Consider the following 16429-nt stretch of genomic DNA (forward strand, 5'->3'; position numbering starts at 1 on the left):
CCTTGGCATTGTATCTGTACCCGAACAGTAGTTATCACTCCTACCGCTTCGACAGTAACTATTATGTATTTTGATAGTGGACTATTCCCGAGAACGTGTTGGCCGTTCGGCCAACGGGAGCGACAATGAGTAAATGGAACCCACTTGATTCAGAAGACGACCCGCCTGACGGGGAACACACCGACGGCGGCGTCACAGAGGGGCAGGATGAAAACGAGTCGGAGACTGAACCGCCGTCAGCAGAACCCCTCCAGAAGGATACAGAGACCGAAAACGACCCTGAACGGGCGGAACTGAAAGCACAGTGTGAAGAACTGGCAGCGGAACTCGAACAAGAGCGGGCGGAGCGTCGCGCGCTCGAAACCGCTGTCGACCGTCTCACCGCTGTTGCAAGGGCGAACGCCGATGGTGACCTCACTGCGAAACCGGGGCAGCCACCAGCTGAGGCAGCTAAACCGCTGTACGACGCATACAGTGAACTGCTCCGGGAATGGACCGACACTGTCGACCGGATGGCGTCGTTCAGCGAGCAGGTGACCGCCGCAACGGAACAGGTCGACACCCGCCTCGGGTCGGTCAAATCCGCCAGCCGGGACGTGAGCGGTGCTGTCGGGGAAATATCGGATGGTTCGGACGAGCAGCGCGACGAGATACAGTCGATCTCCGACGAGATGCGGAACCTCTCGGCAACGATCGAGGAGATAGCGAGCGCCGCAAACGAGGTTGCAGACACGTCCAGCGAAGCCAGTGTTCGAGGCGAATCCGCACTTGAGTCGGCGTCCTCGGCGATGACGACGCTCGACCGACTGACCGACAACGCCGAAGCGACCGTCGACAAGGTCGAGCAACTGAACGACCTGTTGTCGGACATCGAGGAGATTGTGGGTTTCATCACGGACGTCGCGGATCAGACCAACATGCTGGCACTGAACGCCAACATCGAAGCGGCCCGAGCAGGGGAATCCGGCGACGGGTTCGCCGTCGTGGCCGAGGAGGTCAAATCGCTTGCGACCGAGACGAAGGAGGCGACTGACGAGATTGCAGCCTCCATTCAGGAGGTCCACGAACAGGCTGACACGACGGTTTCGGAGATGTACGAGACGCGGGAGAGTGTCGAAGACACTCGCTCGTCAGTTGCCAGCGCGCTCGACGAACTGGAGTCCGTCGTCTCGATGGTCGAGGAGGTCGATTCGAGCGTCCAAGAGATCGACGACGCGACGGATACGCAGGCCGACTCCACACAGGAAGTCGTCTCAATGGTCGACGACGTCGAGGACATCAGTGCCCAGACAGCCGAAGAGGCGGCTATCGCCGCCGACGCCGCAGCGGACCAGACAACGGAGCTCGCGGAGGTCTCGACGCGGGTCTCCACGCTCACCGAGCGGGCTGAGTCACTGGACGCATCGCTGGATTCCTTCGAACTGGCGACCGGTTCGGCGGCGGCCAATACGGACGGAACCGTCGTCGAGTTCTGGCACGCGATGGGCGGTGAGAAAGCGCTACTGCTTGAAGAGCTCGTCCGCGAGTTCGAATCACAGACTGAGGGTATCAGTCTCACACTGCGGTCGAAAGGGAGCTACCGCGGGACCCTCGATGCAACGCTGAACGCCGCCGAACACGGCGACCCGCCCGCGATTGCACAGATCTTTGAGATCGGGACTACGCGTGCGCGCGACAGTGGATATTTTAGGCCGGTCGAGGAACTCCTCCCGGCGGCTCACATCGACTCGCTGCTCGACCCGGTGACGAACTACTACCGCTTCGACGGGACGCTCCACTCGCTGCCGTTCAACGCGTCGAACCCGGTGATGGCCTACAACCGCGACGCGTTCAGGGAGGCGGGGCTCGATCCCGATTCGCCGCCGGAAACCCTCGCTGACGTGCGAAGCGCGGCTGCGCAGCTCGTCGACGGAAGAGGCGTGGATACCGGTATCACGTTCGCGAACTACTCGTGGTTCGTCGAACAGTGGTTTGCCGAGGCTGACCAGCTCCTTGTGGACCAGAACAACGGGCGGTCCGGATCACCGACGGAGAGCTATCTCGACGGAGCGTTCGCCCACGACTTGTTCGAGTGGTGGAAAGGCCTCGAAGCGGACGGCCTGTACCACGACCCCGGCATCGAAGCCAGAGGCGCGGCTCGGGCCCACTTCGCCGAGGGGAACGCTGCGATGCTGATCGGCTCGACATCGTCGCTGAACAGCATCGAAAGCAGCGCCGATTTCGATGTTGGAACCGGCCGATTCCCCGTGCTCGACGACCGGACCGGCGTACTCGTCGGCGGGGCATCCCTCTGGGTCGGCGATGGAGTTTCCGAGGCCGTGCACGACGCTGTCGGCGAGTTCCTCACCTGGCTCACCGAACCGGCCCAGCAGCGTCGGTGGCATCAAGAAACCGGGTATTTCCCGGTCCACGAAGAGACGATTCCACAGCTCCGGTCGGCGGACTGGTTCGTACAGAACCCACACTACAGAACGGCGTTTGACCAGCTCATAGAGACACGCGATACCACCGCAACGCGGGGCGCACAGATCGGTCCGTTCGATACGGTTCGAACAATCATCGAAGACGCGGTCGACAGTATGGACGGGCCCGACTCGGTCCCGTCCGCACTTGATCGACTCGACACGCAGGTCACAAGGCAGCTTGAGCGGTACGATTCCGACCGATAGCGCCGTCTCACCCTTTCTTTACTAGCCAAACATCACCATTAGTAATCTTTATAATGGTTCACTATGTTGTTTACTGGCAAGGTGGTAGCTTTCATAAATAAGCTACCTCCACCACGGAGAACACAACAATGGCAGACACATACGTTGGCGCGATTGACCAGGGAACGACCGGCACCCGCTTCATGGTATTCGACCATAGCGGCCAGGTCGTTGCGAACGCCTACGAGAAGCACGAACAGATCTACCCGGAGCCCGGCTGGGTCGAACACGACCCCGTCGAAATCTGGGAAAACACGCAGGAAGTCGTGACCAAGGGGCTTGCGGATGCAGGTGTCGGTGCCGAACAGCTTGAGGCACTCGGCATCACGAACCAGCGTGAGACGACGATCGTCTGGGACAAGGAGACCGGCAAACCGGTTCACAACGCGCTGGTCTGGCAGGACCGCCGAACCACCGACCGCGTCGAGGAAATCCAGGAAGAGGACAAAGTCGAGTGGATCCGGGGGAAGACCGGGCTGGAATGTGACGCCTACTTCTCGGCGACCAAAACCGAGTGGATCCTCGACAACGCGGAGCCGCTCAAGATGCAGAGCTCGCGTGGTGCTGACCTCCGTGAGCGGGCCGAAGACGGTGAACTCCTGATGGGGACCATCGATGCGTGGCTCATCTACAAGCTCACCGGCAACCACATTACGGACGTCTCGAACGCATCGCGGACGATGCTGTACAACATCCACGACATGGAGTGGGATGATGAACTCCTCGAAGAGTTCGGCGTTCCGAAGTCCATGGTTCCGGAAGTCCGTCCGTCCTCCGACGAGAGCCTGTACGGACACACCGACGCGGACGGCTTCCTCGAAGAGGAAGTCCCCGTTGCGGGCGCGCTGGGTGACCAGCAGGCTGCACTGTTCGGCCAGACTTGCTTCGATAAGGGTGATGCGAAGAACACCTACGGTACCGGCGCGTTCTACCTGATGAACACTGGCTCCGAAGCAGTCGCCTCGGATAACGGCCTGCTGACGACCGTCGGCTTCCAGATGTCCGGTGAGCCCGTCCAGTACGCACTGGAAGGATCGATCTTCATCGCCGGCGCGGCCATCGAATGGCTCGAAGACGTCGACCTCATCAACAACGCCGCCCAGACCGCGGAACTCGCTCGCTCGGTCGACTCGACAGACGGCGTGTACATGGTGCCGGCCTTCACTGGCCTCGGCGCGCCACACTGGGACGGCCGCGCTCGCGGGACGATTGTCGGGATGACCCGCGGAACGCGAAAGGAGCACATCGTGCGTGCGACCCTGGAATCCATCGCATACCAGACCCGCGACCTCGCGGAAGCGATGGAGGAAGACTCCGGTGTCGAGATGACGACACTGCGAGTCGACGGTGGTGCAGTCAAGAACAACTTCCTCTGTCAGCTCCAGTCCGACATCATCCAGACGGACATCGCTCGACCGCAGGTCGACGAGACCACCGCACTGGGATCGGCTTATGCGGCCGGCCTCGCCGTCGGGTACTGGGACACCGTCGACGAACTCCGCGACAACTGGCAGGTCGACGAGGAGTTCTCGCCGGAGATGGAGGCCGAGAAGGCAGACAAGATGTATGATCGCTGGGACGACGCTGTCGACCGTTCCCGCGACTGGGCACAGGAGGAATAACAGATGGCAATCGCATTCGGACTCACGGCAGTCGACATGCTCGTCCTCGCCATCGCGGCGTTTGCGGGCGGCGCGTTCGGGGCATCTATCGGTGCACTCCCGGCGTTCTGTTTCACCGGCTTCATGGTGCTAATTGGAGAAGCCGGCAACGTCGTCTCAGAGGCGTTCGTCGGCGGTTCTCCTGACGTCATTTCCGGTGCCGCCGGTGGATACGGAGCCGGCATCGTCGGCCCGCTGGCCTTCGGTCCCGTGTTCGGGCCACACGTCGCCTTCGCTGGTGGTGTGGCAGCAGCCGCTTACGCTGCGAAATACGACGGAATGTACGAGCCGGACGACGGTGACTACCACCCAGCAAAGGACATCGCCTACGCCCTCGGCACCCGACCGGACGTCCTCGCTGTCGGTGGGATATTCGGTATCCTGGGTATGGCGATCCGGCAGACGTCCGGTGGGCTCGGGGTTCCGATCGATCCACCTGCGGCAGGCGTCATCCTGACCGCTGTTATCGCCCGTCTGGTCTTTGGCTACCCGGTTATCGGCCGTGCCCGCGGAAGCGGCCTGCTCGATATGTCGCCGTTCGAGAGCGGCAAGATGCGGTCGGGTGAGGAAGTCGCAACGGATGGTGGAGTGGCCGCCGAGCGACCGGCTGTCGAGCCGTGGCTTCCACACCAGTACAAGTGGACGCACGTCGCAATGCTCGGCCTCGTCACCGGCATCCTTGGTGCGTACATCTTCGCGAAAACCGGGAGTCTCTTCCTCCCGTTCGGTATCTCGGCAGCAAGCCTGCTGTTCCTGAACCTCGGTGTGGAGAAATTCCCGGTTACGCACCACATGACGCTCCCGGCAACGTTCGTCGCCAGTATGGCGATGACGGATGGGGCGAGTGTCCTAGTCGCGCTCGGGCTGGGCGCATTCTTCGGCATCCTGGGTGCGCTGTTCGGTGAGGTCTACCAGCGTATCTTCTACGCCCACTCAGATACGCACTTTGACCCGCCAGCCGCATCGATCATTACGACGACTCTCATCCTGGGCATTCTGGCACTGGCTGGAGTGTTCACGACGTCCGCAGCTATCCCCCTGCCGTAAGAACTCATACGGCCTTTTATTTACAGGTCCAATCGAATATACACACGATCTCATTTCCAAGCATGGACATCGAAGCGAGAATCAAGCGTCGACAACGCCGGAACGGTGAGCCACGGCTCATTCAGGATTACGAATCGATCTCACCCGTCGTCCACATAGAGGAGCCGGCTGACCGCGGTCCGGTGCTCGAGCGCCTGCTCGATCACCTCGATCCGGTGTTCGATGGGCAGCTGCCGCCGAACGCGTACGTGTACGGACCCCGTGGTTCAGGGAAATCCGCAGTTATCACGGCGCTTTTCGCCAATTTAGAACAGCTTCCGACGGAACAACAGGCGATCATTCACACGACGACCCGTGCACAGCCACCGACCTCGCCGTCGTTCGTCTACGTGAACGCCCGAGAGACCGCGAGCGAGTTCGCGTTCTACCATGCAGTGCTGGACTCGCTCGTGGACGAATCGGTGCCGGAACACGGGATCGGGACGGAGACGCTCAAGTCCCGACTCCACGAACTAGTACGAGAGCAACGCACTGGCATCGTCATTGCAGTCGACCACATCAGCGAACCGGAGAGCATCCAGGCTCCGGCCCTCGTCGATCTGTTTGCCGGCTTACCGAGCAACGTCAGCTGGCTCGCAATCGGTCGCGACGATCCGTCGACAACTGAACTGACGCGGTACACCGCTGAGTCGATCAGTATCGACCGCTATCAGCGGCAGATGCTCGTCGACGTGTTGATGACCAGAACCTCGAACGGGCTGGCCCAGCAGGGACTCGACCACGGTCTGGCGAGGCATATCGCCGATTGGGCGGACGGAAACGCCCACAATGCCCTTGCCGCACTGTTTATCGCTGCGGAGTTTGCCGAGGAACGGGGCCAGGACCGCATCACACAGGCTAACGTCGACGCGGCCATCGCGGAGGTGCCCGATCCCTGTGTTTCATTGGGGGTCGTCCTCTCCCTGCCGACGAACCGACAGGCCGTCCTCAGAGAACTCATCGACCTGGAGGAGAACGAACGCTCCTCGGTAACGGCGACAACGGAGGCGATTGCGTCGGCGCAATCGGTCGATCTTTCCGCCGGGACCGTCAAGCGGTTCCTCTACGAAATGGCCGAATCCGGCGTCGTCGACCGCGTCGAAGCGACGGCCACAAACGGTCAGGGACGCCCGCCGAGCCGTGTCGAACCGCGATTCCCGCCGACGGCCTTCCGGCGGCTGTACGACCTGCGAGAGTAGCCTGAGTGCCGCGGGCAGGTCGATGCTTTTCAGATGCGCTGTGACGGGTCGCCTGTGCCGCCGGTCAGCGCGGATGCCAGTGCGCCACGGACTACGACGTCGTCACCGAACTGCGTCAACTGGATATCCGGAATGTTCGACATCACCATATCATCGAGCCGGTCCCGGATCGGCTGTAGCACCTGCTCGGGGTTGTTGAGCGCAACGGCCCCGCCGACGTAGACGACGAGCGGCGCGTACGCGTGGACGATGTTTGCGACGCCGATGGCGTTCCAGTGACTGATCTGGTCGAGGACGTGGGACGCGAACTCGTCTTCACCAGCGTATTCGAAGATATCTGCCGCGGAAAACTCCTCAGTCTCGATTGGGAGCGCCGTCTCGACGGGGTCCTCCCGGTGCAGTTGTGTGGCGTACCGCGGGATGTTCTCGCCTGAACAGTACGCTTCCCAGTGGCCGTCGTGCCCGCAGCCACAGGTCATGAACCCGTGGGGGTCGATGGTCAGGTGGCCGACCTCGCCGGCGTTCCCGTCCCAGCCCGAGAGGATGTTCCCGTCGACGGCGACCCCGGCACCGACCCCGGAGGAGATGGTGAGATACACCATGTCGTCGGGGCTCCGGTCCGAGTAGAAGCGCTCGCCGATGACGCCGGCGTTGGCATCGTTGTGCAGCGACACCCGCTCGCTGCCGATGAGATTTTCGACCGGCCCGGTCAGCGGAATCCGGTCGATGGTGTCTGGGAGGTTCGCGGGGTTCTCGACGACGCCTTCGGCTAAATCCATCGGGCCGAAGGAGCCGATACCGGCGGCAACCACGTCTGTTGGGGCGATATCGGCGGCGTCACAGGCCTGCCGAATCGCGTCGAGAACTGCCTCCGTGACCGCGATACCTGCTGGTCCACGCGGTGTCTCAGTTTTGTGCGACGAGACTATCGAGCCCGTCTCGTCACCGATAACAGCCCGAATATGTGTCGCTCCGAGGTCGACCCCTGCGTAAGCGCCCATGCTGGTCGAAGGGTTGCCCCACCGATACTTAACTACACAGATTCTACTGCGGCTAGTAGTCTCGCTCCCTGCCCGAGATGTCCTCTCGTCCAACGGCCTCCTCGTAGACGACGCCGCGTTCGGAATCCAGTGTGACAGTCGACCCGTCGGAGACAGTATCGGGCAGGTCTGCGTTCGATATCATCGGAATCGAAAGCTCGCGGGCAATGATGGCAGCGTAGCTTGTGACGCCCTCGTGGGCGTCGATGATGCCACCGATGCGGCTGGTGTCGCCGACGAACTCGCCGTCGAAGCCTTCCGGAACCGCCAGTATCGCCCCGTCAGGGACGTTCGAGAGGTCACCCGGCGACTCTCGGGGCGGTGCTGTCGAAATCCGATGCACGGGGCCGGTCACCAGACCGTCGACGATGGACCGACCGCTGGCGACCGTTTCGGCCGCGACGTGGACTTTCAGCATGTTCGCCGTGTTCATCCCCTCCAGCTCGGTCATCATCCCGGACAGGACGACTACCGTGTCACCGCTGTCAGCGGCTTCGGTGTCGAGGGCCGACTGAACTGCTGTCTGGATGACGGCATCAGCGCCCTCGGTAGTGTACTCAGTCGTCACAGGCGTAATACCCCACGAGAGCGCGAGCTTCCGGCGGACACGCTCGCTTGGCGTCGACGCGACGATGGGGATCGAGGGCCGGTACTTCGCCGATTTCAGGGCGGTGTAGCCGGACTCGGAGGCAGCGACAATCGCCGACGCCCCGATGTCGCGGGCAAGGAACCGACCGGAGCGTGCGAGCGCGTCCGTCCGGGTATCACCGGCGTTCGGCACGCGCTGTTCGCGGGACTCGGCGTACTCTTCGCTGCCCTCGACATCGCGGATGATCCGGTCCATCGTCTCGACGACGCGAGTCGGGTGGTCACCGATCGCCGTCTCGCCGGAGAGCATCACTGCGTCGGTGCCGTCAAGCACTGCGTTTGCTACGTCCGAGGCCTCCGCGCGGGTCGGCCGCCGGGAATGGACCATCGAGTCCAGCATCTCGGTCGCCGTGATGACCGGCACGCCGGCTTCGTGACACCGGCGGATGATGCGCTTCTGGATGATCGGGACATCCTCCAGCGGGCACTCCACGCCGAGGTCACCGCGAGCGACCATGACGCCGTAAGCCTCGTCGATGATCGAATCGAGGTTCTCGACGGCCCCAGCCCGTTCGATCTTGGCGATGATCGGGATGTCGACGCCGCGCTCTTCGAGTGCCTGGCTGATCTCGTAGATATCCTCGCCGTCGCGGACGAACGACGCGGCCACGAAATCAGGCTCCTTCTCGGCGGCCACGTCGAGTTCTTGCCTGTCGTTCTCCGTGATGGTCGGTAGGTCGAGTTCGACGCCGGGAACGTTGACGCCCTTGCGAGCGGACAGTTTGCCGCCATTTTCAACGGTCGCAAACACTGTATCGTCCTCGACGCGTTCGACAGTCGTCTCGATACGTCCGTCATCGAGCAGCACGCGGTCGCCAGGTTCGACCGCTGTGATCGACTGCGAAAGCCCGACCTCTTCCGGCGTCGCGTCGTCACCGACGACGTACCGGATGGTGGACCCCTCCGTGAGCTGAATCGGTTCGTCGATCTCCGCGGTCCGGACCTCCGGACCTGGCATGTCGAGCATGGCCGCGACCGGTTCCTCGACCGCCTCGTCTACCTTACGGATGCGATCGATCATTTCACGGCGGTGTTCCGGCGAGCCGTGGCTCGCGTTCAGTCTGGCAACGGACATGCCGGCCTTTGCAAGCGACGCGATGTCGTCGACCGAGTCCGACGCGGGACCGAGAGTACAGACGATCTTTGCGCTACGCATTGTGACCTCCGTCTCCGGGGACCCACAGTTTACAGCGTTCATAGTTAATCATACCCTGCCGTTCCCCGCGAAGGGATAAGAAGCTTGCTGGACGCCGTAGCTACCGCGAAATCGCTTCCGTGTCGCCGCTGAGAATCGAGCGGACTTCGTCGGGCGACACGACAGCAATGTCGCCCGGTATCGACCGTTTGAGTGCGGCTGTCGCAGCACCCCAAGCGAGCCCATCCGCGACACTGCCACCGGAGAGATACTGCGAGAGGAAGCCGCCGACGAAGGAGTCACCGGTCCCGACCGGATGCGTATCGGTCGACTCGAACGTTAGTTGCTCCGTTACAGTTCCGTCGGCAAGTGCGAGCGCCCCGTCGCTGCCCCGGGTGATTACTGTCGCTTCGAACCCGTACTCGTCGGCGAGGTCCCGAGCAATCGTTTCCGCATCACCAGTCCTGTCCAACACGACGTTTGCGTCGCGTTCGGCGACGACGAGTACGTCGATAGACGGGAATAGCTCGGTCAGGACAGAGCGGGCTTCCGTGGGCGTCCAGAGCTTCGAGCGGTAGTTCAGGTCGAGGCTCGTGGTCGTATCCGCGTCCTGTGCGAGCGAGAGGAGGTCAGTAGTGGTCGATTCGAGCGTCTCCGAGAGCGCCGGTGTGATCCCCGAAGTGTGGAATCCCGCGGCGTTCGCGATTGTATCCGTCGGCAGTTCTTCCGGCGTAGCCGTCGTGACACTGGCGTCTCGCCGGTCGTAGATAACATCGTTACCCCGCGGTGGACTGCCCTGTTCCAGGTAGTAGGTTCCCTGTCGGGCACTGTCCGAGTCGTCCCAGGCGATATCGACCGACACGCCATGGTGTTTGAGCTCTCCCGTGACTCGGTGACCGACCGGTGAATCGGGGAGTTTTGAGGCCCACAATGCATCGAGTCCAAGTCGTTGAGCAGCGACTGCGACGTTTGACTCCGCCCCAGCCGCCCTGACGGTGTACTGGTCTGCGGTCTCCAGTCGCTCGTCGTCAGGTGGCGATAACCGCAACATCGTCTCGCCGAACGTAACTAACTCCGTCATATCCGACGTTGCTCACTGGCTGGGTATAAATCCCGGAGAACCAGTCGTCTGACGGACCTATTAATCTCCCCTTACTGCATCGTAGACAGTGACATTGTAGTTTTCATCGTGGATTCTCGGCTGTATTAGTCTTCTCCAAAAGTTTATGTGCTATAGTAATTTACACACGCCAGTATGGATTCAGGGAGAAATGGTGGTGGGCCGTCTGTCTTTAGGCGGAACCTACTCCGTTCGATTGGTGCGGCCGGGCTGGCCGGACTTGCGGGTTGTGGTGGCAGCGAGGGTGTGACAGATGGGAACGAGACGCCGACCCCAACTCCAGTTGGAAACTTTCCGGTGTCCGGGGATTCGGTGACGTTCGGTTTCAACGTCGCTTCCTCTGGGGCGTACTCAACGGCCGGCAAGCAGGAGCTCCGAGGGTTCAAACTCGCGGTCAAGCACATTAACAACGGTGGCGGGTGGGTAACGAGCGAGAAGTACGAGTCACCTCTGGACGGTGACGGACTTCTGGATAAGGATGTCGAATTCGTTGTCGAAGACACGGGTGGCAGTTCAGATACCGCCCGGAGCAACGCACAGCGGCTTACTGATAGCGAGGAGGTCATTATGCTCGCTGGTGGGACGTCCAGCAGTTCCAGTCTGGCCAATCAGGAGGTTGCCGCGCAGAACCAGATCGTGTACATGTCGACGATGGCTAACGCGAACTCGCTGACGGGTGTCGACTGCAACCGGTACTCCTTCCGCGAGATGTTCAACAACCGCATGGCGGCCGAAGCGCTGGCCCCGGCCCTCAGTGACGAGTTCGGAGACGACATCAATTACGTCAAAATCTCCCAGGACAATGAGTGGGGACGGACACTCCGAAACGATATGGATACAGCCCTCGGGAATCTCGGCTGGTCACCTGTTTGGGACACGACTGCGCAGGTCGGGACGACTGACTACTCTCAGTACGCGGAAGACCTCGAGTCGGTCGATTTCGACGTAGTCGTGCTCGGTCTCGGGGGCCTCGACGCAGTAAACGCACTCAGAGCGTTCCGGGAGGTGTTCCCGGAGTCGAATATCGTCCTTCCGATAGCCTCGAGAGGTATTGCCCAAACCGCAGGCGACGCGATAGAGGGTGTTATAGGAACGGTCGCCTGGAGTCCGGAGATCAATTCGCCGCTGTCGAATACCTTCCGAGAGACGTTCCGTGAGGAGTACGGCAATTCGACGGGGACCTCGAAATCGGCGTCCCCATCAGGAGCAGCCCATATCGCGTACACGCAAGCGCTGCAGTACGCCAGCGCAGTCGAGCGGGCGGGAACCTTCAATCCGATCGATGTCATCGGAGAGCTCGAAAGACACGAGTACGACGTCGGTCTTGGAACACAGACCCTCCGGGCCTGTGATCACCAGGCGATGCGTAAAGTACCAGTTGTGAGAGGAAAGCCGGAGGTACGGCAATCCTATGGCAGCTACTACGGCCTAGTTGGAGAACCAGTGGATGTACAGTACGCCTGCGATAGCGGTCCAGCGGCTAACTGCTCGCTTGGGGGGAGCTAAGTATGAGTTCAGGAGATACACAGATACCAGACAGTTCAGAGAACGGTTCGAACGCCTCCGGTGGGATTCTAGCGACAGTCGTCCCGGATTTCATCCGGCGAAACTTCGCACTCAAATTCGGTATCGTCCTCTTCATTATGGCGCTGTCGGTTGGGCTCATCGGCCTTGCCGCGACAGAGCAAGTCAAGAACTACACGGAACAACAGGTTCTGAGCGACTACGAAAGCGCCGCCGCACAGGAGGCTGACATCCTGTCACAGTGGGTTGACCGGAACCGGCTATCGACTCAATTCGTTTCTTCCGACGACATCTGGGCCAGTAGTGATACCGATGATATCGATATCGAACTTAACAATCGGAAAGCCGCTTTGTCCGCAGATGCTGCCGACATCCATCTGGTCGAACGGAATACCGGCCAATCCCAGGTTGTCGCCAGCACATCTAACTCACAGGTACTGACTAACTCACCGCTCGAATCGACGAGCAGGGCCTGGCTTACTGGTGTGAACTTCGAAACGGCAAGCGATGTCGTCGTCTCCGACGTGTACCAGACGAACTCCGGCCCGGTCGTCGGCTTCGTCAGTCCTGTCGATGCCTCACAGAACCGGTATATCCTTATCGAGTATTCACTTGACGAGATCGCGAACTCACTTCAGGGGAACAACAGGGCCGAAGGCGGATTCACGCAGGTCGTCAACGGATCAGCGGTCGTCATGATCGACGAACCCAGAGACGGGAGCCGCGGCCTCGGCGAAAACATACTGCAGTCGTATAGCTCGAACAGCCCTGCCACCGAACCGATCAACGCGGCGGATGACCTCCGCTCGTCGGAGCAACAGTCCGGCGTCACCGCTGACATGCCGGCGACTGACGTGCTCAACGAGCGCTACACTGTCGGCTATGCACCGATTCAGGGCACCGACTGGGTCGTTCTCGTACACGCACCCAACTCCGCGGTCTTTGGTTTCGTCCAGAACGTCCAGCAGTACGGACTTATCGGCACGGCACTGATGGTGTTGCTCATCGCGGGTGTCGGTGCGATACTCGGGTACAACACGGCAACATCGATCGACCGGCTGACCCGAAAAACGGACCAGATGCGACAGGGGAACCTCGACGTCGAGATCGCCACCAATCGTATCGACAATATCGGCCGCCTGTACAGCGGGTTCGCTGACATGCGCGACGCGCTCAACGAACAGATCAACGAGGCCGAGCGTGCACAGAAGGAAGCGGAGGTTTCCCGGGCCGAAGCCCTTGAAGTCAACAAGTACCTCCAGAAGAAGGCCGAGGAATTCTCTGACGTAATGGAGGAGACAGCCGCTGGAAACCTCACAGAACGGATGGCGACCGACGGCGAGAACGAGTCGATGGACCGTATCGCCAGCGAGTTCAACGGCATGGTCGACGAACTCGAAAAGACGATCGGTCAGCTCAACAGCTTCGCCGACGAAGTTGCGGAATCCGGAGACGTTGTTCTGTCGAGTGCGGAGTCCGTCCGTGACGCGTCCGAGCAGGTCGCCGAATCGACACAGAAGATCTCCGATGACGCTTACGATCAGAAGGATCGCCTCGCTACTATTTCGGAGGATCTCGACACCCTCGTGGACACGCTTGAAGAACTGGAGGCGGACAACCCGGACATCGATCTGGGCGACTCGCTCGAACGGTTCCGGACGGTGGCGACGACGCTACAGTCAGCCGCCGAAACGAGTGACCAGATGATGGCTGAAACTCAGACCGTCGCTGGCGCAGCGGAAGAACAGGCCGCAGAGCTCAACGAAGTGTCTTCGCGGGCCGAACAGCTCAAACGCTACGCGAAGCCACTCGGTGACATTCTGAACCGCTTCGAAACCGAAGCCGAGCACGAGTTCGTCTTCTCGGGCGGTCCGTCACAGAGTCTCGGCGAAGAGGAAGAAGAGTAGCCCGCTTCACTGCGTTTACCGAAACCGATTTTCACGCCGGCGACGTATCACGTGCAATGAGCGACGACGCAGGCGATATCTCACGGGCAGAACTCGCCGAGTACTGTCGAACCCAGGCTGCGATTCTTGCGGGCCATCTGGACCAGCGTAGTGCGGAGCTCTCTGATTTGCTCGAAGAAATAGAACAGGACACAGCTAACGCTCGTACGACATTAACCGAGGGTTCCGGTCCGGAGACCGAGGCAGAAGCCACTATCGCCGAAATAGAGGCCAAACAGGCGCGAGCACAGGCGGAGCAGGCAGCAATCGACGACTACCGGACGCTCGCCGAGGGATATACGGATCTTGCCGAACAGCTCGCCGAAGGCTCCGGTGATCTCGAAACCGTTCTTGAGTTCGAAATCGACACCGATGCGCCGACGTATTTCGACGCAGAGACGACTATTTTGGGAGTCGCAACCGGAGAAGACAGGGACTGATGGGGTTACCGTGGAGGCGGTCCACGACCGGGCTACCGTACAACGCTGATTTCTGCTGACAGCCACGTTTTCATGTGGGTCGGTGCTGAATTCGAGTAGCTTACGAGCAGAGACTATCCTCACTGCAAGGGTACGTGGCCCGGCTCGGCCCTTCTAGGGGTAAGTTGCCGTCCCAGCGCGATGTGGCTACGCTCATCGAGGCACTGATTTCCGGCTCGAATCGGTAGCGCAGAATCCAGATTCGATATAGCGACATGAGATTTATTTGTCCCAAGTATCCCACTGAGCTGTAGCATGAGAATTACTAATAGTAATTACAGAATCACACCACCCACGAAAATCTTAGCCAGAAATCCCTGCGGACCTAAGCTTACGAATTGAACGTGCGCTCGACGAGGTATTTGACCAGATAGAACCCGCCAATAAGAGTGATAACCATGACTACCAGTACAATCGCGATCATGAACAGAAGGACAAGTGCGTCGTTAGCCATCGGGCTCACCCGCCTGAGAGGTGGCGTCTCGTCGGGAACGCATATCGTTAGCTTCAGCCTCGATACGCTAATGTAGGAGGGTTTCGGTTCATCAGTCTATGGTACTCGTAATCTATACTGACCGCCAGCGATCAGAAGTGCTCGGTGACACGTGCGCAGGAGGGAATGCCAGAGTCACGCCGATAGGGACGGCTTGAGCGCAGGGAAACAGCTGTTTTCGGCGCATCTACCACTCAACGGGTGTCCATAGACAGTGAAACCTGGTGCGGATTTTCGATACGAAAAACAAGTGACGAGTCGAGTACGTCAATTATATCACTCTAACCTACGGGTTTCCGTGGCGACTATGACGACGGGCTGTACGCAAAGCACCATTCGCAACATCGTGTGCATCGCCCATTTAGACGGGCGGTCCCGGCCTGAGATTTCGATTGAGAGCGAACTGAAAGACTGATACAATACCGGCGTCCTCGGCTGGAAATCGCTGATAGCCCGAATGTACCGACTTCGAGAAGCGGGGCCGATTAAACCCGTGGCCCGACGGGACTGCTTGCTTCTGCTGAGTTTTTCAGCCGTGACTGCTTTTGGCGAGGTACCGGACACGCAATTGATCGATGGAACGGCTACTCTGGAATTGCTGCAAACACTCTCGCCGCCGTCCTGCCGCGGCCGGCGAGTAATACTGTCCAAAAGTGTGTTCCAGCGGTCCCGTGAGACGATGCGAACTCGCCCGGTTGTAGTCTGAGTAGCCCCGGAAACGATGCTTTTCGGGATCACGAAGGCAGAACGATTACATGGGGCCATACAGTAGCGAGCGTCTCTGGCAACCGTACCTGAAGCGAGCCCAACGCAGCGGTCTCCCCAGAACCACTGTGTCGTGCCCTGTTGGAACGAGTATGAGAACGGCCGAGACACAGTGTGTCTGGTTAAAAGCGTAGCCCTGCCAGCGTGCTCGCCTTTGGCGGCACGCAGAACAGGCAATCAGGCCGATAGCACGCTCGTGGAGACTATTGGGCGACCACGACTGATCGGAGCACCACCTCTCGTCGTCCAAGGACCGGACCACGGATCGGAGTACTGTCCAGTGTGACGGGCATATGTTGCCGGGGAACTCTTAGACCGATGAGATCCGTACGGAAATCGCGCTGTTCTCTACGGAGGGGATCAGCACCGTGACACATGTCTCGTCTGAGAGACCGCGGATGCTATGAAGTGTGGAAGGGTCAGGAACCAACCGTGCAAGGAAATCGGTGATACCGAGCTATTGGACAGACTACCATCCATATGTCTGGCCTGGCAGAGTAGCAGCAGATCTGAATCATCCCAACTCACTTCCCGTGAGCGTTCACCAGATCAAACCAGATATTGAGACAAGTTGACAAACGATACTCTACTTTCGTCTGTCTGAATCTGGTTGGCAGGCGAGTGA

11 protein-coding genes are annotated in these 16429 nt (G+C 60.2%); 7 read left to right on the forward strand and 4 right to left on the reverse strand.

The genetic code is table 11. The annotated features are described in order from the left end of the window. The first annotated feature begins 125 nt into the window (after window positions 1-125). From C444_RS11615 to C444_RS11630, 4 genes are all read left to right on the forward strand, one after another. Window positions 126-2669, forward strand: coding sequence for a methyl-accepting chemotaxis protein (locus tag C444_RS11615; RefSeq protein WP_004593034.1), 2544 nt, complete (start codon window positions 126-128; stop codon window positions 2667-2669). A 128-nt stretch (window positions 2670-2797) separates the two neighbouring features. Then, window positions 2798-4330, forward strand: coding sequence for a glycerol kinase GlpK (gene glpK / locus C444_RS11620; RefSeq protein WP_004593035.1), 1533 nt, complete (start codon window positions 2798-2800; stop codon window positions 4328-4330). A 3-nt stretch (window positions 4331-4333) separates the two neighbouring features. Beyond that, window positions 4334-5416 carry a hypothetical protein gene (locus tag C444_RS11625; RefSeq protein WP_004593038.1) on the forward strand — a complete coding sequence of 361 codons (1083 nt, stop codon included), beginning with the start codon at window positions 4334-4336 and terminating at the stop codon, window positions 5414-5416. A gap of 62 nt (window positions 5417-5478) precedes the next feature. Then, window positions 5479-6654, forward strand: coding sequence for a Cdc6/Cdc18 family protein (locus C444_RS11630; RefSeq protein WP_004593040.1), 1176 nt, complete (start codon window positions 5479-5481; stop codon window positions 6652-6654). A 29-nt stretch (window positions 6655-6683) separates the two neighbouring features. On the opposite strand, the gene C444_RS11635 is transcribed toward C444_RS11630, so the two are convergent. The 3 genes from C444_RS11635 to kdgK1 all read right to left on the reverse strand — a co-directional run bounded on the left by C444_RS11635 (window position 6684) and on the right by kdgK1 (window position 10558). Then, window positions 6684-7655 carry an ROK family protein gene (locus tag C444_RS11635; RefSeq protein ID WP_004593042.1) on the reverse strand — a complete coding sequence of 324 codons (972 nt, stop codon included), beginning with the start codon at window positions 7653-7655 and terminating at the stop codon, window positions 6684-6686. A gap of 52 nt (window positions 7656-7707) precedes the next feature. Then, window positions 7708-9498, reverse strand: coding sequence for a pyruvate kinase (gene pyk, locus C444_RS11640; protein WP_004593044.1), 1791 nt, complete (start codon window positions 9496-9498; stop codon window positions 7708-7710). 100 nt (window positions 9499-9598) lie between these two features. Beyond that, window positions 9599-10558, reverse strand: a complete 960-nt coding sequence (gene kdgK1, locus C444_RS11645) for a bifunctional 2-dehydro-3-deoxygluconokinase/2-dehydro-3-deoxygalactonokinase (protein WP_004593047.1) — start codon at window positions 10556-10558, stop codon at window positions 9599-9601. 336 nt (window positions 10559-10894) lie between these two features. Here kdgK1 and C444_RS11650 point away from each other — a divergent pair, with 336 nt between their 5' ends. Genes C444_RS11650 through C444_RS11660 form a run of 3 tightly spaced genes read left to right on the forward strand, consistent with a single transcriptional unit; the run spans window position 10895 to window position 14507 of the window. After that, complete coding sequence (locus C444_RS11650) at window positions 10895-12103, forward strand: ABC transporter substrate-binding protein (protein WP_004593049.1); 1209 nt, start codon at window positions 10895-10897, stop codon at window positions 12101-12103. A gap of 2 nt (window positions 12104-12105) precedes the next feature. Beyond that, on the forward strand, window positions 12106-14028 hold the full coding sequence (locus tag C444_RS11655; RefSeq protein WP_004593051.1) for a HAMP domain-containing protein: 1923 nt from the start codon (window positions 12106-12108) through the stop codon (window positions 14026-14028). 56 nt (window positions 14029-14084) lie between these two features. Beyond that, the gene (locus C444_RS11660) at window positions 14085-14507 is read left to right on the forward strand and encodes a hypothetical protein (RefSeq protein ID WP_004593052.1); all 423 of its coding nucleotides are present in this window, start codon (window positions 14085-14087) and stop codon (window positions 14505-14507) included. A gap of 370 nt (window positions 14508-14877) precedes the next feature. Here C444_RS11660 and C444_RS22970 read toward each other — a convergent pair whose 3' ends face one another. Then, a complete protein-coding gene (locus C444_RS22970) occupies window positions 14878-15000 on the reverse strand; it encodes a hypothetical protein (RefSeq protein WP_004593054.1) in 123 nt (40 codons plus the stop codon). Window positions 15001-16429 lie beyond the last annotated feature (1429 nt).

This window comes from Haloarcula japonica DSM 6131 (assembly GCF_000336635.1).
Lineage (GTDB): Archaea > Halobacteriota > Halobacteria > Halobacteriales > Haloarculaceae > Haloarcula > Haloarcula japonica.

Bases quoted from the DNA above. Each gene is read 5' to 3' on its own strand.
- C444_RS11630 (WP_004593040.1), top strand. From the start codon at position 5,479: ATGGACATCGAAGCGAGAATCAAGCGTCGACAACGCCGGAACGGTGAG.
- glpK (WP_004593035.1), top strand. From the start codon at position 2,798: ATGGCAGACACATACGTTGGCGCGATTGACCAGGGAACGACCGGCACC.
- C444_RS11615 (WP_004593034.1), top strand. From the start codon at position 126: ATGAGTAAATGGAACCCACTTGATTCAGAAGACGACCCGCCTGACGGG.
- C444_RS11635 (WP_004593042.1), bottom strand. From the start codon at position 7,655: ATGGGCGCTTACGCAGGGGTCGACCTCGGAGCGACACATATTCGGGCT.
- C444_RS11660 (WP_004593052.1), top strand. From the start codon at position 14,085: ATGAGCGACGACGCAGGCGATATCTCACGGGCAGAACTCGCCGAGTAC.
- pyk (WP_004593044.1), bottom strand. From the start codon at position 9,498: ATGCGTAGCGCAAAGATCGTCTGTACTCTCGGTCCCGCGTCGGACTCG.
- C444_RS22970 (WP_004593054.1), bottom strand. From the start codon at position 15,000: ATGGCTAACGACGCACTTGTCCTTCTGTTCATGATCGCGATTGTACTG.
- C444_RS11625 (WP_004593038.1), top strand. From the start codon at position 4,334: ATGGCAATCGCATTCGGACTCACGGCAGTCGACATGCTCGTCCTCGCC.
- C444_RS11655 (WP_004593051.1), top strand. From the start codon at position 12,106: ATGAGTTCAGGAGATACACAGATACCAGACAGTTCAGAGAACGGTTCG.
- kdgK1 (WP_004593047.1), bottom strand. From the start codon at position 10,558: ATGACGGAGTTAGTTACGTTCGGCGAGACGATGTTGCGGTTATCGCCA.